The organism is Pseudomonas sp., assembly GCF_032058845.1.
GTDB lineage: Bacteria > Pseudomonadota > Gammaproteobacteria > Pseudomonadales > Pseudomonadaceae > Aquipseudomonas.
The window spans coordinates 1-2,237 of sequence record NZ_DAMCCR010000049.1 but is presented as its reverse complement, the minus strand read 5'-3'; the positions used below and the strand labels follow the sequence as shown (position 1 = coordinate 2,237).

At 69.4% G+C, this 2,237-nt stretch carries 2 protein-coding genes; one reads left to right on the top strand and one right to left on the bottom strand.

Annotated features, from left to right (window positions below; genetic code table 11):
- Positions 1-766, top strand: a 766-nt coding sequence (locus tag RT028_RS11285; RefSeq protein ID WP_312934930.1) for an allophanate hydrolase, incomplete at its 5' end; no start/stop codon positions are given.
- 215 nt (positions 767-981) lie between these two features.
- Here the strand turns inward: RT028_RS11285 and RT028_RS11280 are convergent.
- Positions 982-2,237 (bottom strand): aldehyde dehydrogenase family protein (locus tag RT028_RS11280; RefSeq protein WP_312934929.1); only part of this gene is annotated, 1,256 nt, incomplete at its 5' end.

Sequence of the window (2,237 nt, the reverse complement as noted above, 5' to 3'; positions counted from 1 at the left end):
GGGTGACGGCTGGCTGGCCCTGGCGGGCGCAGACCTGGGTGCCACCCTCGATGGGCAGCCGCTGGCCGTCTGGCAGCCGTTCACGGTCAAGGCCGGCCAGCGCCTGTGCTTCGCCAGCCCACGGCTCGGCGCGCGGGCCTATCTGGCGCTACCCGGTGGGGTGCAGGCGCCGTCGTTGGCCGGGAGCTGTGCGACGGTCAGCCGTGAGGGCGTAGGCGGGCTGGACGGGCAGGGCAGTGCGCTGCGTGTGGGTGACCGCCTGGAAGGGCATGGCCAGGCGTGTTCGTCAGCCGCCGTTGCAGTGGGACGTTCAGGGGCAGTTGGAGCTGTGCCCACCGCACTGATCCCGGACCTGCGCAGCCCGGCTCACCTGGAGCTGATCCTCGGTGCCCAGGCCAGCGGCTTCACAGGTCAGAGCCTGTTCGACGCCTTCAACCAGCCGTGGACGGTGGATGTGCGCAGCGACCGCATGGGCCTGCGCCTGACCGGCGAGCCGCTGCAGTACGGCGGCCCCGGCCTGATCTCCGAAGGTATCCCCCTGGGCGCGGTGCAGGTGCCGCCCGACGGCCAGCCGATCATCCTGCTCAACGATCGCCAGACCATCGGCGGCTATCCGCGTCTGGGCGCCCTGAGCCCGCTGGCGGTGGCGCGCCTGGCGCAGTGCCTGCCGGGAGAGACCGTCATGCTATGGCCGCAGGTGGCGTATGCGGCGCAGCAGCGGCAGCAGCGGTGTCTGGCGGTACTGCGAGGGCAGTGTCAGCACTGACCCAGGGTGGCTGGCCTGCCCAGCGGCGCGTCCACCTGGCGCGCCTGAGCGCATGACACTTGCCCAGTGCTGGCGTAGTCGAGAGGGTCAGTGCGGCGTCATATCCATGCTCGGCGCCCAGGTTGAGCGTGGTCTTCCGAGCGCTGATGCTTATCGGGTCGATTCGCAAGAAGACGGTGCATTCGCCTAGAACACCTGCTCGCGGGACCGACACCTCACCCCAGACACCGCGTCACATGCTTCACAGACTGATACGCACTCAACCCCCACGGCCCCAGCTCACGGCCGATGCCGCTGCCCTTGGTGCCGCCCCATGAGGTTTCCACGAACACCGCCTGGATCGAGTTGATCCACACGTGGCCGACCTCCAGGGCCGCTGCCACGCGCTCGGCACGTGGCAGGTCGGCACTGGCGACCGTGGCGACCAGGCCGAAGCGGCTGTCGTTGGCCAGCGCGACGGCTTCGTCTTCACGTGTGAAGCGCCGCGCACAGAGCACCGGGCCGAAGATCTCTTCGGTCCACAAACGGCTGTCGGTGGGGACATCGACATAGAGCGTCGGCGCAACGAACCATCCCTGGCGCTCGAGCGCTCGCCCACCCGTCAGGCAGCACAGGCGCTCCTGTTCGGCCACCGCGAAATAGTCGCCCACCTTGCGCCACTGCGCTTCGCTGGTCAGTGGGCCCATGTCGACATCGCCACCCAGCGGGGCACCGAGGCGCAGTGCACTCAGCGCCTCGGCCAGGCGCGGCAGCAAGGCGTCGGCAATGCCCTCCTGGATCAGCAGGCGCGAGGTGGCCGAGCACATCTGCCCGGCATTCCAGGCAATGCCGGCGATGATCCACTCGATGGCCTGATCGATGTCGCAGTCTTCGAAGACGATGATCGCCGACTTGCCGCCCAGTTCCAGGGTCAGCGGCCGGCACTGCTCGGCGGCGCTGTGCATGACCCGGCTGCCCACCGCATTGCTGCCGGTGAAGGAGAGTTTGTCCAGGCCTGGGTGCGCACTCAGCGCGGCACCGACCTCGGCCTTGCCGCCAACGATGTTCAGCACGCCTGCGGGCAGGCCCAGTTCCTCGGCGATCTGCCCGTACGCCAGCTCGATGAGGGGCGTGACTTCCGACGGCTTGAGCACCACCGTGCAGCCCGCAGCCAGGGCCGGGGCGATTTTCCAGGCGCTGGTCACCAAGGGGAAGTTCCACGGCACGATCAGCCCGACCACGCCGATGGCTTCCAGGCGGGTGTGCGCGCTGAAGCCGGGCGCAGCCAGGGCCACCAGGCGGTGTTGGCGGGCGGCCAGATCGTCGGCGAGGTCGGCGTAATAGGTGAAGGTCACCACGGCGTCATCGAGGTCCACCTCGGCCTCGGCGCGCGGCTTGCCGTTGTTGCGCATCTGCAGCTCGACCAGCGCCTGGCGCCGCGCCGCGAGGGCATCTGCGAAGCCTCGCAGGTAGCCGGCACGCGTGCCGGGTG